This window comes from Reyranella humidisoli, from assembly GCF_019039055.1.
In the GTDB taxonomy this organism is placed as follows: domain Bacteria; phylum Pseudomonadota; class Alphaproteobacteria; order Reyranellales; family Reyranellaceae; genus Reyranella; species Reyranella humidisoli.
Genome location: NZ_JAHOPB010000002.1, coordinates 87,017 through 110,341, shown reverse-complemented (window position 1 = coordinate 110,341; position 23,325 = coordinate 87,017). Strand labels below are relative to the sequence as shown.

Sequence of the window (23,325 nt, the reverse complement as noted above, 5' to 3'; positions counted from 1 at the left end):
CGCTCCGCGTGGGACGCTAGGCGACTTCCTTGATCGTCTTGGCGGTTATGTCGACGATCTCGTCGATCTGGGCCTTCTCGATCACCAGCGGCGGGGACATCGCGATGGCGTCGCCGGACTGGCGCACCATCAGGCCGAGTTCGAAGGCCTTGGCGAAAGCCTTGTATCCGCGCGTGCCGACCGGACCCTCGGGGGCGAGGTCGATGCCGCAGGCCATGCCGAGGTTACGGATGTCGGTGACGTTCGGCAGGCCCTTCAGCGAGTGGATGCCCTCTTCCCAGTACGGCGACAGCTCGGCGGCGCGGGCGAACAGCTCCTCGTCGCGATAGATGTCGAGCACGGCCGAGGCCGCGGCGCAGGCCAGGGGATGGGCCGAGTATGTGTAGCCGTGGAACAGGTCGATCGCGTTCTCCGGACCGTTCATCAGCCCGTCGAACACGTTCTTGCGCACGAACACGCCGCCCATCGGCACGGTCGCGTTGGAAATGCCCTTGGCCACCGTCATCAGATCGGGGATCACGCCGAATTTCTCGGCGGCAAAGCTGGTGCCGAGGCGGCCGAAGCCGGTGATGACCTCGTCGAAGATCAGCAGGATGCCGTGCTTGTCGCAGATCTCGCGCAGGCGCTTCAGATAGCCCTTGGGCGGGGGCAGGAAGCCGGTGGAACCAGCGCAGGGCTCGACGATGACGGCGGCGATGTTCGAGGCGTCGTGCAGGCCGACGATGCCTTCCAGCGCATCGGCCAGATGGGCGCCCTTCTCCGGTTCACCCTTGGAGAAGGCGTTCTCCGGCAGGTGGGTGTGCGGCAGATGATCGACGCCCGGCAGCATCGCGCCGAACCACTTGCGATTGTTCACCATGCCGCCGACGGAAATGCCGCCGAAGCCGACGCCGTGATAGCCGCGCTCGCGGCCCACGAAGCGGGTGCGCGTGCCCTGGCCGTTGGCGCGGTGATAGGCCAGCGCGATCTTGAGGGCGCTGTCGACCGCCTCGGAGCCCGAGTTGCAGTAGAAGGCGTGGTTCAGGTCGCCCGGCAGCAGGGCGGCATGCCGTGCCGCCAGCTCGAACGCCTTGGGATGGCCCATCTGGAACGAGGGCGCGTAGTCCATCTCGTCGAGCTGCTTGGCGATCGCCGCCTTGATCTCCTCGCGCCCGTGGCCGGCATTGACGCACCACAGGCCGGCGGTGCCGTCGATGATCTTGCGGCCTTCCGGCGTCCAGTAATGAACACCCTTCGCCCGGGCCAGCATGCGCGGGTTCTTCTTGAACTGCCGGTTCGCGGTGAACGGCATGAAGAACGCTTCGAGATTGTTGGCGGCGGGCGCGGTGTTCGGCGGCGTCATGGGCAGACCTTCGGGTAAGATGAACTTGGGGTTACGCTATCACTTGTTCACGTCGACAACCACGCGGCCCCGTATCTCTCCTTTGAGGATTTTTGGGGCCAGCGTCATCAAATCTCCCAGTCCCGCCTCGCTGACGGTGCTGTCGAGCTTGTCGAGCGGCAGGTCGCTCCCGAGACGACGCCAGGCTTCTTCGCGCGGCGCCTTCGGCAGCATCACCGAGTCGATGCCGTAGACGGACACGCCGCGCAGGATGAAGGGCAGGATCGAGCCCGGGAACGCAGGTCCGGCGGCGAGGCCGCAAACCGCCGCCGCACCGCCGTACTTCACCTGCGCCAGCGCCCTTGCAAACATCACGCCGGAAACGGTGTCGACGACGCCCGCGAAGCGCTCTCCGAGCAATGGCCGGTCCGGCGCCTCGGTCAGCTCCTTGCGGTCCATGATCGTCGTGGCGCCGAGCGCCTTCAGGTAATCGCCCTCCTGCGCACGGCCGGTGGCGGCGACGACGGTGTAGCCAAGCTTCGCCAGGATCGCGACGGCCACCGAGCCGACGCCGCCCGCCGCACCGGTCACCAGGATCTCGCCCGAGGCCGGGGTGATCCCGTGCTTCTCCAGCGCCATGACGCAGAGCATGGAGGTGTAGCCGGCCGTGCCGATCGCCATCGCGCGCCTGGACGAGATCGAGGCTGGCAGCCTGACGAGCCAGTCGCCCTTCACGCGCGCCTTGGTGGCGTAGCCGCCCCAATGGAGTTCGCCGACGCGATAGCCGTTCAGCACCACCTTGTCGCCGGCCTTGAAAGCGGGGTTCTCGGAGGTCTCGACGGTGCCGGCGAAGTCGATGCCGCCGACATGCGGCCAAGTCTTCACCAGGCCGCCGCCGGACGTGAGCACGAGCCCGTCCTTGTAGTTCAGGGTCGAGTAGTCGACGGCAACCGTGACGTCGCCTGCCGGCAGCCGGTCCTCGGGCAGGGTTTCGATGGTGCCGCTGACCTTGCGGTCGGCACCCTGGGTCAAGACGAGCGCACGGAAAGTCATGGAATCTCCTCAACGAATGGCGGTCCCTCTCTAGCAAGGCCGCAGCCGCTCAAACAGCCTTGCGAGGGGCCTGTTTCCGCCGATCGCATCGAGCGCCGTGAAGCAGATCACGAAGACGAAGAGCGCGCCCTTGCGAACCACGCTTCGATCACGGCGCCGCCCCCGCTCACAGTCACGTGAACGATCGCTGCTCCGTCAAAGATTGCCAAGCGGTACCTGACAACCGCACGGCAAGAAATGGGCCAAGGCAGTGAATGATCGCTTCCACAACCCGATTGGATTGTGTGGACGACCTTGCTCAAAAACGGGAAGCCGCTTTGGCCATGGCCTGTTAGGATAAATGTAAGTTATGAGTGGGGAAACTGAGGGTACTTCCTTCGTATCGTGCACATGTTCGGAAATTATCGGCTCCCCGTCCTGTCGACAGTCCCGCGTTCGGGCACCTGGTTCCTGAGGTACGTGTTCTCCTTCGTCTGTCATCTCGACCAGGGTGGCCGACTGGACGATCTGCTGACGGGCGAAATCGTCGGTAATCCGCAGGGCCCGGCCTTCAATTTCGAGCGCTTCAGGGGCGGGCCGCTGTTTCGCGTCGCGGGGACGCTTCCCGACGATCACCTTTTCATCGGGCACACGGTCTGCCCCGGCTTCGAAAATCTCGCCAGCAAGCCGAGCTGGTGGAGACAGACCAGCTTCCATGTCCCGGGCTACGACTGTCTTCATGAAGAGGAGAGTTATCGCCACACGCCCGTCGATCTGGCGACCTACGATTTTACGCCCATCAAGGTCCCGGCAATGGACCGCGCGGCACACAGGGGACGTGGAGCCCCGATCGCGCTCGTCTATCGAAACCCCGTGGATCAGGCCGCTTCGTACTTTCGCTACTGTCAGGCGCATGTGAGCCCCGCCTACCATACTTTTCGCGGTCGACCGGTGGCGGACATGTCGTTTCGCGAATATCTCTTCGAGGCCGCACTGACGTCCTACGCGCGCCAGTTCGTTTCCTATCAGGACCAGGCTGCCCGTTACCCCGGTCTCGTCAAGCTCGTTCCCTATGAATGCCTGATCGATCGGCCCATCGAAACGCTGACGACCCTGCTCGATCACTTCTCGACCACCCGCCGTTCCTGGCCGATGCTTCCTGCAGCCGTGCGGCTCGCCCGCAAGGAACACATGCGAGCGATCGAAGGCAGGCTTGGCCGCTCGCTCGATGGCACGCGCAACGGCCGCAACAGCCAAAGCCACATGCGTCCCTCGGACGACGCCGAGCGCGAACAGCCTATGGACTCCGGATTGCGGGACGAGGCGATTTCCGTGCTGAGCGACATGGGCGTCGACTGCCGACTCTTCGCCTGGCCGGCGCAGCGGGCTCCGTCGATTCGGTTGGCATACGAAGACGACCAACGGCCCAGGAAGCACGCTTCGCGCTGAAGCCGCCCCGCCAGAGCAAGGACAAGCCGGTGTGCCAGTCTCGCTAAACTACCTCGAACAATTGGAAGCCGAGAGCATTCATGTGCTGCGGGAGACCGCTGCCGTGTTTTCCAATCCGGTGCTGCTCTACTCGATCGGCAAGGACTCTTCGGTCCTTCTCCATCTCGCGCTCAAGGCGTTCCATCCCGCCAAGCCGCCCTTCAAGCTTCTTCACGTCGACACGACCTGGAAGTTCCGGGACATGATCGCCTTCCGCGACCGTCGCGCCCGCGAACTCGGTCTCGAGCTTCTCGTGCATACCAATCAGGATGGATTGAAGGCCGGCATCAGCCCCATCACCCACGGTGCCGCGGTCCATACCGACGTGATGAAAACGGAAGCCCTGAAGCAGGCGCTGGATCATCACGGCTTCGATGCCGCGATCGGGGGAGCGCGCCGTGACGAGGAGCCGTCCCGTGCCAAGGAGAGGATCTTCTCCCGGCGCAACGCCTCCCATCGCTGGGATCCGCGCCGCCAGCAGCCCGAACTCTGGCACCTCTACAATAACCGCCTCGGCCCGGGCGAAAGCACTCGCGTCTTCCCTTTGTCCAACTGGACCGAATTGGACGTCTGGACATACATCGCACAGGAAGACATTCCGGTCGTTCCGCTCTACTTCGCGGCGCAGCGGCCGGTCGTCGAGCGCGACGGGATGCTCATCATGGTCGATGATTCCCGCCTGCCCCTCCGGCCCGGCGAAGTACCGCAGGAACGCTGGATCAGGTTCCGCACGCTCGGATGCTATCCGCTCACCGGCGCCGTCGAATCCCGTGCGACCACGCTCGAGGCCATCATTGCCGAACTCGCGGACGCCCGGACATCCGAGCGCCAGGGCCGGGCGATCGATCACGGTGCAGGAGGCTCAATGGAGCGCCGCAAGGCCGAGGGCTATTTCTGATGGATGCAACCGTGAGCGGCACGACGGCACATCGGGACCTGCTTCGCCTCATCACCTGCGGCAGCGTCGACGACGGCAAGAGCACGCTGATCGGACGGCTGCTGGCCGACGCCGGCGCCGTTCCCGAGGATCAGTTGCGGGGCGCGGTTCCGAGTTCGGGCAACAACAACCTTCCCGATTACGCAATGCTGCTCGACGGCCTGCAAGCCGAACGCGAGCAAGGCATCACCATCGACGTCGGCTACCGGTTCTTCACGACGCCGCGGCGCCGCTTCATCCTGGCCGATACGCCCGGCCACGAACAGTACACACGCAACATGGCGACCGGCGCGTCGGCCGCGGACGTCGCCATCGTCCTCGTGGACGCATCGAAAGGTCTTCTCAGTCAGACGTGGCGCCACAGTGCGATCGTCTCGACGATGGGCATCCGTCGCGTCGTGCTGGCCGTCAACAAGATGGACCTGATCGACTACCGGCAGCGCGACTTTGCCGACATCGTGGCGGCTTATGCATCCATGGCCGGGCAGCTCGGCCTGTCGGACGTGACCAGCATCCCGGTTTCAGCACTGCAAGGCGACAACGTCATCCGGCAGAGCGACGCGACGCCCTGGTATCAGGGGCCGACGCTGTTGCGCTATCTCGAAACGGTCGAGATTCCCGATGCTTCGAGCAAGCCCTTCCGTTTCAGTGTGCAATGGGTCAATCGCGGCGCGTCGGGTTTTCGCAGCTACGCGGGCACGATCCTCGGCGGCCACCTTCGCGTCGGTGACGAGGTCGCCGTCCAGCCCTCGGGCGTCCGATCCAGGGTCTCCCGCATCATCACCTTCGACGGCGATCTCGAGGAGGCACGGGCCGGACAGGCGGTGTCGCTCACCCTGACGGATGCCGTCGACGTCTCCCGCGGCGATCTACTCGCCGGATGCGAGCAGCTGCCCCATCTTGCCGACCAGTTCGCCGCCGACCTCGTATGGCTGGACGAGGCGCCTATGCTGCCGGGCCGGCCCTATGTCATGCGACTGGGCACCGCGACCTACACGGCAACGGTGACGGAACTGAAGCACCGGCTCGACATGAACACCGGTGCCGGTCGTGCGGCCAAGCAGCTCGACGTAAACCAGATCGGCTTCGCGAACCTCGGCCTCGACAGGCCGGCCGCCTTCGATGCCTATGCGGACAACCGCAACACCGGCAACTTCATCCTGATCGACCGGGTCACCAACGGCACGGTTGGAGCGGGCATGATCCGCTTCCCTCTCCGGCGTGCGGCCAACCTGACGTGGCAGAACTTCAGCACCGACCGCTCCGCACGCTCGGCGATCAAGGGCCATCGGCCGGCCGTGCTCTGGTTCACAGGCTTCTCCGGCTCGGGCAAGTCCACGGTCGCCGATGCGATCGACAGACGGCTGCTGGCCCTGGGAAGCCATACCTACATTCTCGATGGCGACAATATCCGCCACGGCCTCAATCGCGACCTCGGCTTCACGGACACGGACCGGGTGGAAAACATTCGGCGCGTCATCGAGGTCGCCCGGCTCCTGGCAGACGCCGGCCTCATCGTGCTGGTGTCGTTCATCTCGCCCTTCCGGGCCGAGCGGCGGCTCGCGCGTGAACGTTTGGGGGCCGACGAATTTCTCGAAATCTTCGTCGATACATCCCTCGCCGAATGCGAACGCCGCGATCCCAAGGGCCTCTACCGCAAGGCGCGCGAAGGCAAGATTGCGAACTTCACCGGACTGGACTCGGCGTACGAACCGCCCGAGACGCCCGACATCCATCTCCGGACGGCCGAAATGTCCGTGGAGCAGGAAGTCGAGCTTGTGCTGCAGTCCCTGCGGCAGCGCGGCATTCTCGACTGAGGCGCGCCGCCCGGGATTAGCCACATCTTTTCAGTGGACTTGAAGCGCTTGCCAAGGGCTGTGAGCACCCCCAACTCTCCGGCATGTCCTCCCAGTTCAGCCTGCTGCCCCATCGCAGCGTCATTTCCGTGGCGGGCGCCGACCGCGTCGAGTTCCTGCAAGGCCTGATTTCCAACGACACGCGGAAAGTCGCGCCGGATCAGGCCGTCTGGGCGGCCCTGCTGACGCCGCAGGGGCGTTTCCTGAACGACATGTTCGTGGCCGATGCCGGCAACGAGACTTTCTATCTGGAGACCGAGCGCGAGCGGGCGCCGGCGCTCGCCAGGAAGCTCAAGATGTACACGCTGCGCTCCAAGGTCACCGTCGAGGACCTTGGCACCACGCTCGAAGTCGCCGCCGCTTTTGGCGACGAAGCGTCGACGGCGCTCGGCATCGACGGCGCGGTGTCGTTCACCGATCCCCGCCTTGCGGCTCTGGGTGTCCGGATCATCGCTCCTGCCGGACAGGCAGCGCGCCTGCTTTCCGCTCGCAGCTTCAGCGAAGCACCGCTCGCCGCTTACGACGCCCTGCGCCTTCCGCTGGGCGTACCTGACGGCAGCCGCGACCTGCAGGTCGAAAAGGCGCTGCTGCTCGAGAACGGCTTCGACGAGTTGAACGGCGTCGACTGGAAGAAGGGTTGCTACATGGGCCAGGAACTGACGGCCCGCACCAAGTACCGCGCCCTGATCAAGAAGCGGCTGTTTCCGGTCAGGGTCGAAGGCACGCTGCCGGAGTCGGGGACGTTGGTGCATCGCGGCGGCGAGGAGGTTGGCGAGGTGCGTTCGGGTGCGGGCGACCGCGCGCTGGCGATGTTGCGCCTCGATGCCGCCCGCGGTGACGGCGCGCTGACGGCCGGCGAGGCGCGCATCGTGCCAGAGGTACCCGGCTGGATGCGGCTGCCCGATTCCGCGGCCTCTGGCGGCTAGGAGCCACGGGCTCTAAGGTCTCTCCCGCGCGGTTCGCGCGAGGAGAGGCCCGTGAAACTGATCAATCCCAACCCCTTCACCACGCGGCCCGAGATCGTCGGCACCTTCGGCGTCGTGACCTCCACGCACTGGATCGCAACCGCGGTCGGCATGGGCATCCTCGAGCGCGGCGGCAATGCGTTCGACGCCGCAGTGGCCACGGCCTTCACCCTGCAGGTCGTCGAACCCCATCTCTGCGGCCCCGGCGGCGACGCGCCGCTGATCCTGCACGACGTGCGCCGCGGCAAGACGGAGGTCGTCTGCGGCCAGGGCCCGATGCCGGCCGGCGCGACCATCGCGCACTACAAGGGGCTGGGTCTCGACCTCATTCCCGGCACCGGCCTCCTGCCGGCCTGCATCCCGGGCACCTTCGACGCCTACATGCTGGTCCTGCGCGATTACGGCACGATGCGCCTCGCTGACGTACTGTCGCCGGCCATCGGCTACTGGCTGAACGGCCACGCCATCGTCGAGCGCGCGACCGCCACCATCGCCACCGTCGCCGAGCAATTCCGCAACCACTGGAAGACCTCGGCCGCCGTATTCCTGCCGGGTGGCGACGTGCCGAAGCCCATGTCGCTGTTCCGCAACGTCACGCTCGGCAACACCTATGCCCGCATCCTGAAGGAAGCCGAGGCCGGCGGCGGAGGTCGCGAGGCGGAGATCGAGCGCGCGCGCAAGGCCTGGAGCCAGGGCTTCGTCGCCGAGGCGATCGACAGTTTCTGCCGCACCCAGGACGTCATGGACGTCTCCGGCAAGCCCAACCGGGGCGTGCTGACCGGACAGGACATGGCGAAGTGGCAGGCGACGGTCGAGGCGCCGCTCACCTACGACTACGGCCGGTACACTGTTTGCAAGCCGCACACCTGGACGCAGGGCCCGGTGGCCCTGCAGCAACTCGCCCTGCTCAAGGGCTTCGACCTCGACGGCATGGATCCGACCAGCCCCGACTTCATCCACCTGCAGGTCGAATGCCTGAAACTGGCCTATGCCGATCGCGAGTCCTTCTACGGCGATCCGGCGTTCGTCGACGTGCCCATGGAGACCCTGCTGTCGGACGCCTACAACGCCGACCGCCGCGAGCTCGTCGACCCGGCCCACGCCTCGATGGAGCAGCGTCCCGGCAAGGTCGACGGCTTCGGCGGCGTCGTGAAGCTGCGCCGCGCCGATGGCGTGCGGCTGGGCGTCGCGTCGAGCGGCGCGGGCGAGCCCACGGTCGGCCGCGTCGGCCAGACCAACGGCGACACCGTGCATTTCGACATCATCGACAAGGACGGCAACATGATCTCGGCCACGCCCTCGGGCGGCTGGCTGCAGAGCTCGCCGGTGATTCCCGATCTGGGCTTTCCGCTCGGCACGCGCGGCCAGATGTTCTGGCTGGAAGAGGGCTTGCCGGGTTCGCTGGCGCCGGGCAAGCGGCCGCGCAGCACGCTCACGCCGACCTTGGCCCATCGCGACGGCAAGCCGTACATGGTCTGGGGCTCGCCCGGCGGCGACCAGCAGGATCAATGGATCACCCAGCATTTCCTGCGCCACGTCCATTGCGACATGAACCTGCAGGAAGCGATCGACGCGCCGGCATGGCACAGCGAGCACTTCCCCTCCTCCTTCTGGCCGCGCACCGCGCGTCCGGGCGTGCTGGTGCTGGAAGGCCGCATCCCCAAGGACACCGTCGCCGAGCTGAAGAAGCGCGGCCACGAGGTCGAGGTGAACGACGAATGGTCGGAAGGCCGCCTCACCGCCGCGACGCGCGACGATCCGTGGCGCAAGGCGGCCGCCAATCCGCGCGGCATGCAAGGCTACGCGGCAGGCCGCTGATGAAGGGTGCCCCTCTTTCTCCTCCCCATTCAAATGGGGAGGTGTCGGCGTCACACGCCGACGGAGGGGTCCGATTCGTCGCGCCAAAAAAGATGACCCCTCCGGCCCTACGGGCCACCTCCCCATCTGAATGGGTAGGAAAAGCATGACAGTGCCTCAATGAGCGAAGCGCTGCTGGAACTGCGCGGGCTGACCGTTGATTTTGCAACGGACGACGGTGTCGTCCATGCGGTCGACGGTCTCGACCTTGCGCTGGGGCGCGGCCGGACGCTGGGCCTCGTGGGCGAGTCGGGTTGCGGCAAGAGCGTGACGTCGCTGGCCATCATGGGTCTGCTGCCGCCGGAGAATTCCCGGGTCGGCGGGCAGGTGGTGTTCGAAGGGCGCGACCTGCTCACCCTGGATGCGCACCTGATCCGCGACCTGCGCGGCGCCCGGCTGGCGATGATCTTCCAGGAGCCGATGACGTCGCTCAACCCGGCCTACACGATCGGCGACCAGATCATCGAAGCCATCCAGCGGCATCAGGGCCTCGACAAGACGGCGGCGCGGGCGCGCGCCATCGAGGTGCTGAAACTGGTACGCATCTCCTCGCCGGAGAAGCGTGTCGACGACTATCCGCACAAGCTTTCCGGTGGCATGCGCCAGCGCGCCATGATCGCGATGGCGCTGGCCTGCGGGCCGCAGCTCCTGATCGCCGACGAGCCGACGACTGCACTCGACGTCACCATCCAGGCGCAGATCCTCGACCTGATGCGCGGCCTGAGACGCGACACCGGCACGGCCATCATCCTGATCACGCACGATCTCGGCGTAGTCGCGGAAATGGCCGACGACGTGGCCGTGATGTACGCCGGCCAGATCGTCGAGCGCGCGGCCGTGCGCGATCTCTTCGCCCGGCCGGAGCATCCCTACACGGTGGGCCTGCTGGGCTCGATCCCGCGCCTCGACGAGAAGCGCGAGCGCCTGCCCTCGATCGAGGGCCGCGTGCCCGACATGACGCGGCCGCCCGCCGGATGTCGCTTCGCCGCGCGCTGTCCCTTCGTCGAGCCCGAATGCCTCGCCGTGCCGCCGCCGCTGGTCGAGGTGGCGCCCGGCCATCTATCGCGCTGCCGCCGCGCGCCGCTGTCGCAGGTCGCTGCATGAGCGCGCCATTGCTCGAAGTGCAGGGCCTCGCCAAGCACTTTCCGGTCAAGCAGGGCGTCTTCGGCCGCCTGTCGGGCCATGTCCGCGCCGTCGACGGTGTCGACTTCCATCTCGATGCCGGCGAGACGCTCGCCATTGTGGGCGAGTCGGGCTGCGGCAAGTCGACGGTCGGACGGCTGGTACTGCGCCTGCTCGAACCGACCGGCGGCAGCGTGCGCTTCGAGGGCCAGGATCTGCTCGCCCTCTCCGACTCCCGGATGCGCGCCCAGCGGCGCCGCATGCAGGTGATCTTCCAGGACCCCTACGCCTCGCTCAATCCGCGGATGACCGTGGGCGCCATGCTGAGCGAGCCGCTGATGCTCCATGGCCTGGCTTCGTCCGACGCGGCGCGACGCGCGCGCGTCGGCGAACTGCTCGAACTGGTCGGGCTGCGGCCCGAGCATGCGCGCCGATATCCGCACGAATTCTCCGGCGGCCAGCGCCAGCGCCTCGCCATCGCGCGCGCCCTCGCGGTCGAGCCGCAGCTCATCGTCGCCGACGAGCCGGTCTCGGCACTCGACGTCTCGATCCAGGCGCAGGTCATCAACCTGATGCGCTCGCTGCAGGCGCGCTTCGGGCTGGCCTATGTCTTCATCAGCCACGACCTCGCGGTCGTAAAGCACATCGCCGACCGCATCGCCGTAATGTACCTCGGCAAGATCGTCGAGACGGCGACGACCGACGAGCTCTTCCGCAATCCGCGCCATCCCTATACGCGCGCGCTCCTTTCGGCGGTGCCGCTGCCGGATCCGACTGTCGTGCGCGAACGCGCGTTGCTGGAAGGCGACATCCCGAGTGCCATGAACCCGCCACCCGGTTGCCGCTTCCATACGCGCTGCGTCCATGCCCGCGCGTCCTGCAAGATCGACATCCCCGAACTGTCCGACGACGGCACCGGCCATGCCACGGCCTGTCCCTGGTGGCCCGAACTTCCGCCAGCACCCGCGCTTGCCGAGGGAACGGGCCAGGACCAGGACCGAATACGACTGGCCCGCCTGCAAGCGGCATTCGTCACTTCACATACGGAGGCAACATGAAGAACACGTTCCATCGCCTGACGCTCGCCGCCGCGTTCATGGGCCTCGCCCTGTCGGGCGCGGCCGCCCAGAGCAACCTGCGGATCGGCCTTGCCGAGGATCCCGACGTGCTCGACCCGACGCTCGCCCGCACCTATGTCGGCCGCATCGTCTTCGCCTCGATCTGCGACAAGCTGTTCGACATCGACGAGAAGCTCAACGTGGTGCCACAGCTCGCCACCGCGCACGAGACCTCGGCCGACGGCAAGACGGTCACCATCAAGCTGCGACCGGGCGTGAAGTTCCATGATGGCGAAACGTTCGACGCCGCCGCAGCGAAGTACAGCCTGGACCGTCACCTCAACATGAAGGGCTCGTTCCGCAGGCCCGAGCTCGCCTCGGTCACTTCCATCGACGTCGTCGACCCGGCAACCATCAAGCTGAACCTGAAGGAACCCTTCTCGCCCCTGCTGGCGCAGCTCACCGACCGCGCCGGCATGATGGTCTCACCCAAGGCCGCCGAAGCAGCGGGCGACAAGTTCGGCCTGAAGCCGGTTTGCGCCGGCCCGTACAAGTTCGTCGAGCGCGTGCAGCAGGACCGCATCATCGTCGAGAAGTTCGCCGACTACTGGAACAAGGACCAGGTGTTCATCGACAAGATCACCTACCTGCCCATCACCGACTCGACCGTGCGCCTAGCCAACCTGCGCTCGGGCAGCCTCGACATGATCGAGCGCGTGCTGGCGACCGACATCAAGACGGTGCGTGACAACCCGAAGCTCAAGCTGGTGACGGCCGTCGAGCTCGGCTACCAGGGCCTCACCATCAACCTGTCCAACGGACCGAAGGCCGATACGCCGCTGGCCAAGGACGCCCGCGTCCGCCAGGCCTTCGAGCTGTCGATCGACCGCGACGCGCTGAACCAGGTCGTCTTCAACGGCGAGTTCGTCGTCGGCAACCAGTGGATCAACCCGACCAATCCCTACTACCAGCAGGCCTTCCCGGTACCGAAGAGGGACATTGCAAAGGCGAAGGCATTGCTCAAGGAGGCGGGCGTCACAGGCCGCATGTCGCTCGACTTCATGGTGCCGAACAATCCCGAAACCCGGCAGGTCGCCGAGGTGCTGCAGTCGATGGTCGCGGAGACCGGCTTCGACCTCAAGATCCGCGTCACGGAGTTCGCCACGTCGCTGAAGCAGTCGGAGAGCGGCGAGTACCAGCTCTACCTCATCGGCTGGTCGGGCCGTAGCGATCCCGACGGCAACTCCTACATCTTCCAGGTCTGCGGCCAGCCGCAGAACAACTCCGGCTACTGCGACAAGGACGTCGACGCCTGGCACAACGAGGCGCGCATCAAGAGCGATCCGGCGGAGCGCAAGAAGATCTACGAGAAGGTCGCCGCCAAGTATCTGCCCGAGGGCTCGATCAAGTACCTCTACCATCGCCGCGTCCTGGTCGCTCTGTCCGACAAGGTCGACGGTTACAAGCAGATGCCCGACGGATTGATCCGCGTCGTCGGCGTCAAGCTGAAGTAAGACCGGACCTTGCTCACCTTCCTCTCCCAGCGGCTGCTGCAGATCATCCCGACACTGATCCTGGTGTCGATGCTGATCTTCGGCCTGCAGCAGCTCCTGCCGGGCGATCCGGCGCTGATCATGGCGGGAGAGGAACGCGACCCGAAGGTGCTCGAGGAGATCCGCGAGCAGTACCGGCTGAACGAGCCGATCCCGATCCAGTATTTCTACTGGATCAAGGGCGTGCTCGCGGGGAACCTGGGCGAGTCGATGCGCCTCAAGGCCTCGGTGTCGTCGCTGGTCGCCGAGAAGCTGCCGGTGACCCTCCAGCTCGCGGCCATGGCGCTGGTCGTGGCGCTGGGAATCGGCATCCCGGCCGGCATCATCTCGGCGGTGAAGAAGGACACCGCCTGGGATTACGGCGCCAACGTCTTCGCCCTGTGGGGCCTCAGCACGCCCAATTTCTGGCTGGGCATCCTGATGATCTTCCTGTTCTCGGTGACCCTGGGCTGGCTGCCCGCCTCGGGCTACGTCCGCCTGGGCGAGGACTGGCGCGCCAGCCTCGCGACCACGGTGATGCCCGCCTTCGTGCTGGGAAACGCCATCGCCGCCGTCCTGATGCGCCACACGCGCAGCGCCATGCTGCAGGCGATGAGCGCGGACTATGTGCGAACCGCCCGCGCCAAGGGCCTCTACGAAAAGCGCGTCGTGCTGAAGCATGCGTTGCGCAACGCGATGACGCCGGTCATCACCCTGGGTGCTCTCGAATTCGGCACGCTGCTCTCGGGCGCGGTGCTGACCGAACAGATCTTCACCATTCCGGGCTTCGGCAAGCTGATCGTCGATTCGGTGTTCAACCGCGACTATGCGGTGGTGCAGGGAGTCGTGCTGGTCACGGCCACGACCTACATCGTGCTGAACCTGCTGGCCGACGTGGCCTATGTGCTCGTCAATCCGCGGCTGCGGGGCTGACCGACATGACCGCCACCGCCGTCACCCCGACCGTTGCCGCCGCCGACGCCCGCGAGGAGAACCCGTGGGCGCGCGCCTGGCGCCGGCTGAAGCGGCGCAAGGGCGCCATGTTCGGCCTCGTGGTCGTGGTGCTGTTCATCCTGGTCGCGATCCTGGCCCCGCTGATCGCGCCCTACGACCCCATCGCCACGAGCTTCACCGAGGTGCGCAAGCCGCCCTCCTGGGCGCATTGGCTGGGCACCGACGAGGTCGGCCGCGACGTGCTGGCCCGCATCATCTGGGGCGCCCGCGCCTCGCTCAGCGCCGGACTCGTCTCGGTCGGCATCGCGCTCGGCATCGGCGTGCCGCTCGGCCTGCTGGCGGGCTATGCCGGCGGCTGGATCGATGCGGTGCTGTCGCGCATCGTCGACGCCATGCTTGCCGTCCCGTTCCTGATCCTGGCGATCGCCCTGGCCGCGTTCCTGGGGCCGAGCCTGACCAATGCCATGATCGCCATCGGTGTCACCGCCACGCCGGTCTTCATCCGGCTGACGCGCGGCCAGACCATCGCCGCCAAGGTCGAGGATTATGTCGAGGCCGCGCGCGCCGTCGGCAATCCGCACTGGCGCATCGCGCTGCGCCACGTCCTACCCAACATCGTGCCGCCACTGCTGGTCCAGGCCTCGCTGGCGATCGCCGGCGCCATCATCGCCGAGGCGGCGCTGTCGTTCCTCGGCCTCGGCCAGCAGCCGCCGTCCCCCTCGTGGGGCAGCATGCTGAACTCCGCACAGCGCTTCATCGCCCAAGCCCCCTGGATGGCCTTCTGGCCGGGCTTCGCGATCTTCTTCGCGGTGCTGTCGTTCAACCTCCTGGGCGATGGCCTGCGCGACGCGCTGGATCCCCGCCACAAGTAGGCGACGGAGCGCCTCAGTTCGGCAGGGACGTATCCGTCGTCGCGAAGGCCGGCACGCCGCTGGTCAACATCGTGACCCGCTCCTCGACCAGCAGCTGCGACACGGCCAGAAAGTGCACGAGCTCCCCATCGCCGAGGCTCTGGGCCTCGTCGATCATCTCGCGCACGGCATGCCACACCCTGAACAAGGCCGCCGCCCGCTTCTTCTCCGAAAGCGGCGCGCGCCCGCGGCGCCGCCGGATGTTCGGTTCGACGATGATCTCGAAGACGTCCGCCATCTTTTCCCGCCCGCCGCTTTACGCTTGCAACGCTTCCCCTGGTCCGGCTGGCGCCGGTTACCCCAGCCTATCGCAAAAGCGATGCCAGGCGAGGGCAATCCGGCGCAAGGCTTCTCAGGTCGGCGTCAGCCGCGGGTGCTGCCGAGCGGCAGGCCGGTTGCGTCGACCTGGGACTCGTTGCGCACCGTCACGGCGTCGGGGGCATCGGCGTCCGCGAGCGGCTGATTCGGATCGACCGGCCTCGTCATCGCGACGACTCGATTCGGCCCCTTGCCGGCGTCACCGGCCTCGACACGCCGCCAGCCATGCTTCTCCAGGTACTTGATGTCCCGCGGCAGGGCCTGCGTGTAGAGCATCCGGGCGCCCCGGCTTTCGGCGAGCTGGCGACAGCGCTCGATCAGGAGCTCGCCGATATTGTTGCCGCGGAAACGCTGCATGACCGCCAGCCGCTCCGGCATCGCGAAGGACTGGAACCAGCGCAGCCTCACCGCGCCCACCGGCTCTTCACCGAGATAGGCGATGATGTGGGTCGCGCCGAAGTCGTGGCCGTCGAACTCTTCCGAGTAGGGAATATCCTGCTCGCCGATGAAGCAGGCGGCGCGGACCGCGAAGGCCTGCAGGGAATCTTCCATCTTCATGGCGAGCTTGATGGTGACGGGCTGGCCGCCGATCGAGTTGGTGGTGTTCATGTGTCTCCCTCCCTCAGGTCGCGCGCCGCTCGGTCCAGTGCGCATGCGGATTGGACGCTCCCCGGTCCATCGACTCCTCCAGGATTCCCGGCATGTCGAGCTTGTCCTCGGGGCGGTTCAGCACCATCGGGTCGGTCGTCACCGTCGGAGCATTCTCGCCGACATCCAGATCGCAGGCGAAAGCGCCGTATTCGTGGTCGGAGAAATGGAAGACCTTGTCGTCGACCTTGCGGAAGCCGTCCTTCTCGAAGATCGGCCACAGGCGCTTCTGGCCGTGCAGGTAGGCCTTGGGATAGCCCTTCTTGCGGCAGAACTCCTTGGCCCAGTGCACGAACGGCAGGAACAGGCCGTAGGAGCGGTAACGCTTCAGGATGATGGCGCGCTCGAGCTTGGCGAAGCCCGCGAACCAGCGCACGCGAATGGACGCGGCGGGCTCGCCGTCGACATACAGGATCAGATGGCTGGCCGTGTAGTCGTTGCCGTCATACTCCTCCCAGTAGGGGCACTGCTGCTCGCCCATGAAGACGGCAGCGCGCAGCATGAAGCACTGCATCATCTCGTCGGACGTCGATGCGAGCTTGATCGTGATCTCGGGCCGGTTGCTGTGCTCGGCGGTCGGTTGGTCGCTCATCTCAATTCCCCTCGGTCAATACGCCATTGTCATTCCGGAAGCGTCGGCCACCGGCCGCAACTGTCGGAAGATTCTGTGAAATCTGCGCAAGCACATCGGTGACGATGGGCGGCGTCATGCCCTTCGCGCCGCGCCTGATCGCAGTGGCGGAGACTTGGTCGCGGCGCAGGATGCACCAGGGGTAGATCCAGCCGCATTCGTCGGCGATCTGGCGAACCAGCATGCCCCCGAAATCCGTGCCGTGGATGATGTGCAGGCGGACGCCGGGATGACCCCGCTTGATCTCGGCGATCACGCCCTGGAAGCCCTGGGCGTAATAGATGTCCGAATAGACCGCGACCTCGACCTTGTCGGCGAGGCCGGCCTCCGCCAGAGACAGTTCGATCAGCGCCACGCGCGTTTCCGGGGGCAGGAAGACATTTCCCGTCGGGAAGTAGTCGACGTTGGAATCGGCCTTGTCGGTCTTCTCGTAGATCTGGAAGCCGTCCTTCAGTTGCCCGACGCGGATCTCCCCCTTGCGGAAGGCGTCGACGTGCAGCTTGGGGATCAGCACCGGATGAATGATGACCTTGTCGAGGCCCCGCTGGTCGATCGCCGACTGAAGCAGCGCGATATGGCTGTTGTGAAAAGGGTTGTAGGTGCCGAAGAACAGGCCGATCCCACCCTTTGGGGCCATGACCGACCGCAGGTCCGACAGCAGGCCGACCATGAAGAGAGACCCGCCGAGCCCGAATCCCAGGAACAAAAAGGCTTCGCGGGCGCCGGGCACGCCCGCCGTGCCGAGCGCCGCGAGGGTGACGTTGACCAGGATGCCGACCAGGGTGTTGCGGTTCGCATCGCCCACCCCGCGCGCCACGAGATAGCCGCCGAGATACTGGGTGCCCTGCGACGCCAACGTCGTAACAAGCGCGGCACCGGCAATGCCGCCCACGGACGCAATCCCTGCTTGGTTGAGCGCACCCCCCCATAACATCAGCCAGAACATCACCAGGTTGAACGCCAATTGCGGGACGAACCGGCCGAGCCGGCCGCCCGTGACGAAGCCGAACTGGTTGTTAGCCCACAGTTCGGCCTTGTTACTGAGCTTGGCGTAGCTCGGAAGGAATACCCCAACGAAGATTGACACGCCGATCAGCGTCGGGTTAGCCCAACCGCCGTGCGCGTACGCATAGCTCAAGTATGTTAAAAGTCCGCCAAAGGCGGCCATGCGCGTCGAAGGACTGCGCAAATAGCGGATGATTTTGCTGGCGCGCGTTGCTGCCGGCATGGCTTTTCCGTCTGACCTGATGGTGGCCACAGGCGTCTCCTGGTCTCAATGCGAGCGTCGATCCGGATACATACAACCGGCGGAACAACCAGCGAATAGAGGGGCCGGGGTTGTCGCCGAGCCCGGAATGGCCCCCGAAACCGCCCGATCTGCCAATTTTGAGACACAAAACGACATTCCGCGGATAATCATGTAGGATAAACTACGAGTTCTCCGTCCGGTAAGGACGGGGGCGACCCCATATTGTATCGATTGTTGCCATGGTCACGATCCCTACGCGCAAGACCAAAATTCCCAACATCCTGGGCGATTGGGATGACGTGCGTTTTTTCCTCGCGGTTGCAAAAACCGGAAGCTTCAGCGCCGCCGCCACCCAGTTGAACACCAAGCAGACGACGGTCGGTCGCCGGATTCAGGCGCTCGAGCGGCGCCTGGGGGCCAAGCTGTTCGACCGCCACCGCCACGGGATGGAAGTCACTCCGGCCGCCCGCGGCGTGCTGGTGCAGGCCGAATCGATGATGTCCAACGCCACGGCGATCGAGCGGCATCTGGCTGGTCTCGACCGCGAGATGGCAGGCATCGTCCGCATCGCCGCAACCGAGGGCATTGCCGCCCACTGGCTGGTGCCGCGGCTGGGGGTGCTGCGCCGCACCCATCCCGACATCATCGTCCAGGTGATCGCGGGCGATCAGGTCCTCGACCTGGCCACCCGCCAGGCCGACCTGGCCATCCGCTTTTTCCGGCCCACGTCGAACCAGCTGGTGGCGGCGCGCGTCGGTCAGGTGAACATGTCGATCTTCGCTGCCCCGTCCTACATCGAGCACTACGGGCTGCCGCAGAAGCTCGAGGACATGCGCGAGCATCACGTCGTCGATCACACGACCCTCCACAGCCTCCCGGCCATGAAGCCGTGGAGCGAGGTGGTCGAGCGCAGCACGTCCGTGGTGTTGCGCACGAACTCCTCCTATGCGGCCATGGAGGCCGTGCAGACCGGTTATGGGATCTCGGTGTTCCCCGACTACATCGCCAAATCGTCGAACCTGGTGGCCGCGCCAATCGATCTGAAGATCGTCCGCGACATCTGGCTGGTCAGCCACGAGGAGACCAACAAGGGCGCCCGCATCCGCACCGTGATCGACTATGTGCGCGAACAGTTCCGCAAGGACGAGCGGGAGTGGTTCTCGACCACCCCGCGCAGCAGAAGCGGCAGCAACAGTTCGATCGTCGCGGCCTGAAGCCCCGGCTCCCTTGCCAGGGCCTTTCCGGTCGAGGAAGAATCACCACTGCAAAGACCACCTCACCCTGAGGAGCGCTCCGCAGGAGCGCGTCTCGAAGGGTAGGCACGCGCACCGAGTTTGTTGCCCATCCTTCGAGACGGCGCTTCGCGCCTCCTCAGGATGAGGTCGGTGGGTCAATCTAAGACGGAAAGACTCTAGGCGAGGACGGCCTTCAGCCTCTCGCAGATCGCTGCGATCTCGGCCTTGTCGCCCGGCTCATAGACCCAGTTCAGCCGGACCTTGTCGTCCGGATAGCGCGGCAGGATATGGACGTGGAGATGGGGCACGCTCTGCCCCGCTCCGGGGCCATTGGACTGCAGGAGATTCACGCCGGTGGGTTCCAACGCGGCGAGCGCTGCCTTCGCCACGCGCTGCGCGGTCCTCGCGACATCGCCGAGCACGTCGGTCGGGATGACGTCGACCGTCGGCCAGTGTCCCTTGGCGACGGCGAGCGCATGGCCGGGATTGACCGGGTTGATGTCCATGAAGGCGATGGTGGTCTCGTCCTCGAACAGCTTGAAGCACGGGAACTGCCCCGCCACGATCTTGCAGAAGATGCAGCTTCCATCGGTCGGATGGCTCATCACGGTCTCTCCAGCGCTCGGCCCAGCTCTCGCAATCTCTGAAAGGGTTGTGCGCCCGGCGCGAGGGCGAGGTCCAGACCCATGCGTCCCAACCGGGCAAGCCCGTCGCGACCGAAGCGATCGCGCAGCGATTCCCCGACCCAGCCCTGGCTCTGGCGATGACGCGCCACCGCCAGCCGGCCATCGTTCGCCAGATGCTCCCGGTGCGCCTCCAGCGCGGCCACCAGCCCGTCCATTCCCGCTCCGCTGCGTGACGATGCCGCCAGTGTCCGGACCGGCCAGTCGCCCGCATCGCCCGCCGTGGAGAGCGACAAGGCGCCGGCCACGTCGGCCCGCGCGCGTTCGGCCGCGGCGCCCATGTCCGCCTTCGTGACGACGACCAGGTGCGGGATCTCGACGATTCCCGCCTTCATGAATTGAAGCGAATCGCCCGAACCGGGCTGGACGCAGAAAACGACCGTATCGGCCACTCCCGCCACGTCGGTCTCGGACTGGCCGACGCCTACCGTCTCGATCAGCACGCGGTCGAACAGCGCCCTCATCAGGACCATGGCCGCCAGGGTCTGGTCGGCGAGCCCGCCCAGCCGGTCTCGCGCCGCCATCGAGCGCACGAAGCTGCCGGGGTCGGAGCCGTCATGGGCGATGCGCACCCGGTCGCCCAGCAGGGCGCCGCCGCTGGTCCGCGACGAAGGATCGACGGCGATCACGCCGACGGTGCTGCCGGAACGTCGCCAGGCCGAAACGAGCGCGGCGCACAGGGAGGATTTTCCCACGCCAGGGGGACCGGTGACCCCCACGACGTGGGCGCGCGGTTCGCGCCACGCCGCGTCGAGCAGCGCCTGCGACGCGTCGCTTTCGGGATCGCGCTCCAGGCCGGCCAGCGCCGCAGCCAGCGCCCGCTTGCCGTCCGTGCGAAGCGCCGCCAGCGTCATTCGGTCTTGAGCGGTCCGCCCAGAGCCGCCTGCGCCGCCGCCAGCCGCGCGATCGGCACGCGATAGGGTGAGCAGGAGACGTAATCCAGGCCGGCCTTGTGGCAGAAGAACACCGAGGCCGGATCGCCGCCGTGCTCGCCGCAGATGCCGAGTTTCAGGCTGTTGCGCACCTTGCGGCCGCGCTCCGTCGCGATCTCGATCAGCTCGCCCACGCCCTCGATGTCGAGCGAGGCGAAGGGATCGTGCTCGAAGATGCCGCGCTGCTGGTACTTCTCCAGGAACGACGCGGAGTCGTCGCGGCTGAGGCCGAAGGTGGTCTGCGTCAGGTCGTTGGTGCCGAACGAGAAGAATTCCGCGCTTTCCGCGATGTCTCCGGCCCGCAGGGCCGCGCGCGGCAGCTCGATCATGGTGCCGACCAGATATTCGAGCTTCTGGCCCGACGAGCTGCTGACTTCCTCGGCGACCCGGTCGATTACGACCTTCATCAGGTCGAATTCCTTCTTCGTCGCCACCAGCGGGATCATGATCTCGGGGATCACCGTCTTGCCGGCCTTCTTCTGCACTTCGGCCACGGCCTCGAAGATGGCACGGGCCTGCATCTCGTAGATCTCCGGGTAGGAGATGCCGAGGCGCACGCCGCGATGGCCGAGCATGGGATTGAACTCGTGGAGCTTGTTGGCGCGCTCCTCGATCTCCTTCAGGTCGACGCCGAGGTCCCGGGCGACGACTTCCATCTCGGCCGGCGTCTTGGGCAGGAACTCGTGAAGCGGCGGATCGAGCAGGCGGATCGTGACGGGCAGCCCGGCCATGATCTCGAACAGCTCGACGAAGTCCTGGCGCTGCATCGGCTGGATCTTGGCCAGTGCCGTGCGGCGGCTCTTCTCGTCGTCGGCGAGGATCATCTCGCGAACCGCCACGATACGGTCGCCCTCGAAGAACATGTGCTCGGTGCGGCAGAGGCCGATGCCCTCGGCGCCGAACTTGCGCGCCTGGGCGGCGTCGGCCGGCGTCTCGGCATTGGTGCGGATCCCGAGTTTGCGGAACTCGTCGGCCCATTCCATCAGTTGGGAGAAGTCGCCGCTGAGTTCAGGCTGCACGGTCGGAACGATGCCGAGAATGATCTCGCCGGTGCTGCCATCGAGCGTGATGGTCTCGCCCGTCTTCACGACAGTGCCGCGCACGGAGAGCGTCCCGGCCTTGCCGTCGATGCGCACGTCGCCCGCACCCGCGACGCAGGGCTTGCCCATGCCGCGCGCGACCACGGCGGCGTGGCTGGTCATGCCGCCGGTCGAAGTCAGGATGCCCTCGGCAGCGTGCATGCCATGAATATCCTCGGGACTCGTCTCTCGGCGAACGAGGATCACCTTCTCGCCCGCGCGGGCCTGCTTCTCGGCGGCATCGGCGGAGAACACGACCTTGCCCGAGGCGGCGCCCGGCGAGGCCGGCAAGCCCTTGGCGATCACCTTGCGGGGGGCCTTGGGATCGAGCGTCGGATGCAGGAGCTGGTCGAGCGAGGCCGGCACGATGCGCGCCACGGCCTCCTTCTTGTCGATCAGGCCTTCGTTCACCATGTCGACCGCGATCTTGAGCGCGGCCTTGGCGGTGCGTTTGCCGTTGCGAGTCTGCAGCATGTAGAGCTTGCCGCGCTGGACGGTGAACTCGATGTCCTGCATGTCGCTGTAGTGCTTCTCGAGACGCTCGCGCACGTCGGCCAGCTGCCTGAACACTTCCGGCATCACTTCTTCCATGGCCGGCGCGTCGGACTTCTGCGCGAGCTTGCCCTGGATCGTGAGATGTTGCGGCGTGCGGATGCCGGCGACCACGTCCTCGCCCTGCGCGTTCACGAGATACTCGCCGTAGAACAGGTTGGCGCCGGTCGACGGGTCGCGCGTGAAGGCGACGCCGGTGGCGCAGTCCTCGCCCATGTTGCCGAACACCATGGCCTGCACGTTGACGGCCGTGCCCCAGCTCTCGGGGATCGAGTGCAGGCGGCGATAGGTGATGGCACGCTGGTTCATCCACGATTCGAACACGGCGCCGACGGCGCCCCAGAGCTGCTCACGCGGCTCCTGCGGGAAGGGCTTGCCGGTGCGCTTCTCCACCAGCTTCTTGTATTCGCTGACGACGGACTTCCAGTCGTCGGCCTTGAGGTCGGTATCCATCTGGACGCCGAGATCCTCTTTCTTGATCTCGAGCGCTTCCTCGAAATAGTGATGCCCGACATCGAGCACGACGTTGGAATACATCTGGATGAAGCGGCGATAGCTATCCCAGGCGAAACGCTCGTCGCCCGACGACTTGGCGAGACCCAGCACCGTCCTGTCGTTCAGGCCGAGGTTCAGCACCGTGTCCATCATGCCCGGCATGGAAGCGCGCGCCCCCGAACGGACCGAGACCAGCAGGGGGTTGGCGGGATCGCCGAAGGTCGTGCCGACGATCTTCTCCACCGAGGCCAGCGCCTTCTCGACCTCGTCGTTCAGTTCCGGCGGATAGGTCTTCTTGTTGTCGTAGAAATAGGTGCAGAGTTCGGTGGTGATGGTGAAGCCCGGCGGCACCGGCAGGCCGAGGCTCGACATCTCGGCCAGGTTGGCGCCCTTGCCGCCCAGCAGGTTGCGCTTGTCGGCGCGGCCCTCGGCCTTGCCATCCCCGAAACTGTAGACCCACTTGGCCATGC

The 23,325-nt window shown here is 66.2% G+C and carries 20 protein-coding genes; 11 read left to right on the top strand and 9 right to left on the bottom strand.

What is annotated here, in order from left to right:
• Positions 1-16 precede the first annotated feature (16 nt).
• Positions 17-1,342 carry an omega-aminotransferase AptA gene (gene aptA / locus KQ910_RS18870; protein ID WP_216964199.1) on the bottom strand — a complete coding sequence of 442 codons (1,326 nt, stop codon included), beginning with the start codon at positions 1,340-1,342 and terminating at the stop codon, positions 17-19.
• Positions 1,343-1,381: 39 nt separating this feature from the next.
• Positions 1,382-2,374 carry an acrylyl-CoA reductase (NADPH) gene (acuI, locus tag KQ910_RS18865; protein WP_216964197.1) on the bottom strand — a complete coding sequence of 331 codons (993 nt, stop codon included), beginning with the start codon at positions 2,372-2,374 and terminating at the stop codon, positions 1,382-1,384.
• Positions 2,375-2,833: 459 nt separating this feature from the next.
• Between acuI and KQ910_RS18860 the strand changes: the two genes are divergently transcribed.
• From KQ910_RS18860 to KQ910_RS18815, 10 genes are all read left to right on the top strand, one after another.
• On the top strand, positions 2,834-3,802 hold the full coding sequence (locus KQ910_RS18860) for a hypothetical protein (RefSeq protein WP_216964196.1): 969 nt from the start codon (positions 2,834-2,836) through the stop codon (positions 3,800-3,802).
• A 31-nt stretch (positions 3,803-3,833) separates the two neighbouring features.
• Positions 3,834-4,739: a sulfate adenylyltransferase subunit CysD gene (cysD, locus tag KQ910_RS18855; RefSeq protein ID WP_216964194.1), complete on the top strand. Its 906-nt coding sequence runs from the start codon at positions 3,834-3,836 to the stop codon at positions 4,737-4,739.
• Between the two features lie 11 nt (positions 4,740-4,750).
• A complete protein-coding gene (cysC, locus tag KQ910_RS18850) occupies positions 4,751-6,595 on the top strand; it encodes an adenylyl-sulfate kinase (protein WP_369408386.1) in 1,845 nt (614 codons plus the stop codon).
• 83 nt (positions 6,596-6,678) lie between these two features.
• Entirely contained in the window at positions 6,679-7,560 is an 882-nt protein-coding gene (ygfZ, locus tag KQ910_RS18845) for a CAF17-like 4Fe-4S cluster assembly/insertion protein YgfZ (protein WP_216964192.1), read from the top strand.
• Between the two features lie 51 nt (positions 7,561-7,611).
• Entirely contained in the window at positions 7,612-9,417 is a 1,806-nt protein-coding gene (locus KQ910_RS18840) for a gamma-glutamyltransferase family protein (protein WP_216964191.1), read from the top strand.
• Positions 9,418-9,576: 159 nt separating this feature from the next.
• Complete coding sequence (locus KQ910_RS18835) at positions 9,577-10,560, top strand: ABC transporter ATP-binding protein (protein ID WP_216964190.1); 984 nt, start codon at positions 9,577-9,579, stop codon at positions 10,558-10,560.
• The gene (locus KQ910_RS18830; RefSeq protein WP_216964189.1) at positions 10,557-11,636 is read left to right on the top strand and encodes an ABC transporter ATP-binding protein; all 1,080 of its coding nucleotides are present in this window, start codon (positions 10,557-10,559) and stop codon (positions 11,634-11,636) included. The genes KQ910_RS18835 and KQ910_RS18830 overlap by 4 nt, the downstream gene beginning before the upstream one ends.
• Positions 11,637-11,674: 38 nt before the next feature.
• The gene (locus KQ910_RS18825) at positions 11,675-13,150 is read left to right on the top strand and encodes an ABC transporter substrate-binding protein (RefSeq protein WP_229600864.1); all 1,476 of its coding nucleotides are present in this window, start codon (positions 11,675-11,677) and stop codon (positions 13,148-13,150) included.
• Positions 13,151-13,159: 9 nt separating this feature from the next.
• Positions 13,160-14,101 carry an ABC transporter permease gene (locus KQ910_RS18820; RefSeq protein ID WP_216964185.1) on the top strand — a complete coding sequence of 314 codons (942 nt, stop codon included), beginning with the start codon at positions 13,160-13,162 and terminating at the stop codon, positions 14,099-14,101.
• Positions 14,102-14,106: 5 nt separating this feature from the next.
• Positions 14,107-14,994: an ABC transporter permease gene (locus tag KQ910_RS18815; RefSeq protein ID WP_216964183.1), complete on the top strand. Its 888-nt coding sequence runs from the start codon at positions 14,107-14,109 to the stop codon at positions 14,992-14,994.
• A gap of 13 nt (positions 14,995-15,007) precedes the next feature.
• On the opposite strand, the gene KQ910_RS18810 is transcribed toward KQ910_RS18815, so the two are convergent.
• From KQ910_RS18810 to KQ910_RS18795, 4 genes are all read right to left on the bottom strand, one after another.
• The gene (locus tag KQ910_RS18810) at positions 15,008-15,271 is read right to left on the bottom strand and encodes a hypothetical protein (RefSeq protein ID WP_216964180.1); all 264 of its coding nucleotides are present in this window, start codon (positions 15,269-15,271) and stop codon (positions 15,008-15,010) included.
• Between the two features lie 125 nt (positions 15,272-15,396).
• Positions 15,397-15,960: a GNAT family N-acetyltransferase gene (locus KQ910_RS18805; protein WP_216964178.1), complete on the bottom strand. Its 564-nt coding sequence runs from the start codon at positions 15,958-15,960 to the stop codon at positions 15,397-15,399.
• Positions 15,961-15,973: 13 nt separating this feature from the next.
• A complete protein-coding gene (locus KQ910_RS18800) occupies positions 15,974-16,591 on the bottom strand; it encodes a GNAT family N-acetyltransferase (RefSeq protein ID WP_216964176.1) in 618 nt (205 codons plus the stop codon).
• Between the two features lies 1 nt (position 16,592).
• Entirely contained in the window at positions 16,593-17,888 is a 1,296-nt protein-coding gene (locus KQ910_RS18795; RefSeq protein WP_216964175.1) for a hypothetical protein, read from the bottom strand.
• Positions 17,889-18,118: 230 nt separating this feature from the next.
• On the opposite strand from KQ910_RS18795, the gene KQ910_RS18790 reads away from it, so the two are divergent.
• A complete protein-coding gene (locus tag KQ910_RS18790; RefSeq protein WP_216964174.1) occupies positions 18,119-19,093 on the top strand; it encodes a LysR family transcriptional regulator in 975 nt (324 codons plus the stop codon).
• A 197-nt stretch (positions 19,094-19,290) separates the two neighbouring features.
• Here the strand turns inward: KQ910_RS18790 and KQ910_RS18785 are convergent, their stop codons facing one another.
• Genes KQ910_RS18785 through ppdK form a run of 3 tightly spaced genes read right to left on the bottom strand, consistent with a single transcriptional unit; the run spans position 19,291 to position 23,323 of the window.
• Positions 19,291-19,719 carry an HIT family protein gene (locus KQ910_RS18785; protein ID WP_216964173.1) on the bottom strand — a complete coding sequence of 143 codons (429 nt, stop codon included), beginning with the start codon at positions 19,717-19,719 and terminating at the stop codon, positions 19,291-19,293.
• Positions 19,719-20,651, bottom strand: coding sequence for an ArgK/MeaB family GTPase (locus KQ910_RS18780; protein WP_216964172.1), 933 nt, complete (start codon positions 20,649-20,651; stop codon positions 19,719-19,721). Before KQ910_RS18780 ends, KQ910_RS18785 begins: the two co-directional genes overlap by 1 nt.
• Complete coding sequence (ppdK, locus tag KQ910_RS18775) at positions 20,648-23,323, bottom strand: pyruvate, phosphate dikinase (protein ID WP_216964171.1); 2,676 nt, start codon at positions 23,321-23,323, stop codon at positions 20,648-20,650. Before ppdK ends, KQ910_RS18780 begins: the two co-directional genes overlap by 4 nt.
• Positions 23,324-23,325 lie beyond the last annotated feature (2 nt).

Excerpts from the sequence above, each read along its gene's own strand:
- aptA (WP_216964199.1), bottom strand. The coding sequence starts at position 1,342 with ATGACGCCGCCGAACACCGCGCCCGCCGCCAACAATCTCGAAGCGTTC.
- acuI (WP_216964197.1), bottom strand. The coding sequence starts at position 2,374 with ATGACTTTCCGTGCGCTCGTCTTGACCCAGGGTGCCGACCGCAAGGTC.
- ygfZ (WP_216964192.1), top strand. The coding sequence starts at position 6,679 with ATGTCCTCCCAGTTCAGCCTGCTGCCCCATCGCAGCGTCATTTCCGTG.
- KQ910_RS18835 (WP_216964190.1), top strand. The coding sequence starts at position 9,577 with ATGAGCGAAGCGCTGCTGGAACTGCGCGGGCTGACCGTTGATTTTGCA.
- KQ910_RS18830 (WP_216964189.1), top strand. The coding sequence starts at position 10,557 with ATGAGCGCGCCATTGCTCGAAGTGCAGGGCCTCGCCAAGCACTTTCCG.
- KQ910_RS18825 (WP_229600864.1), top strand. The coding sequence starts at position 11,675 with ATGGGCCTCGCCCTGTCGGGCGCGGCCGCCCAGAGCAACCTGCGGATC.
- KQ910_RS18815 (WP_216964183.1), top strand. The coding sequence starts at position 14,107 with ATGACCGCCACCGCCGTCACCCCGACCGTTGCCGCCGCCGACGCCCGC.
- KQ910_RS18810 (WP_216964180.1), bottom strand. The coding sequence starts at position 15,271 with ATGGCGGACGTCTTCGAGATCATCGTCGAACCGAACATCCGGCGGCGC.
- KQ910_RS18805 (WP_216964178.1), bottom strand. The coding sequence starts at position 15,960 with ATGAACACCACCAACTCGATCGGCGGCCAGCCCGTCACCATCAAGCTC.
- KQ910_RS18800 (WP_216964176.1), bottom strand. The coding sequence starts at position 16,591 with ATGAGCGACCAACCGACCGCCGAGCACAGCAACCGGCCCGAGATCACG.
- KQ910_RS18790 (WP_216964174.1), top strand. The coding sequence starts at position 18,119 with ATGGTCACGATCCCTACGCGCAAGACCAAAATTCCCAACATCCTGGGC.
- KQ910_RS18785 (WP_216964173.1), bottom strand. The coding sequence starts at position 19,719 with ATGAGCCATCCGACCGATGGAAGCTGCATCTTCTGCAAGATCGTGGCG.
- KQ910_RS18780 (WP_216964172.1), bottom strand. The coding sequence starts at position 20,651 with ATGACGCTGGCGGCGCTTCGCACGGACGGCAAGCGGGCGCTGGCTGCG.
- ppdK (WP_216964171.1), bottom strand. The coding sequence starts at position 23,323 with ATGGCCAAGTGGGTCTACAGTTTCGGGGATGGCAAGGCCGAGGGCCGC.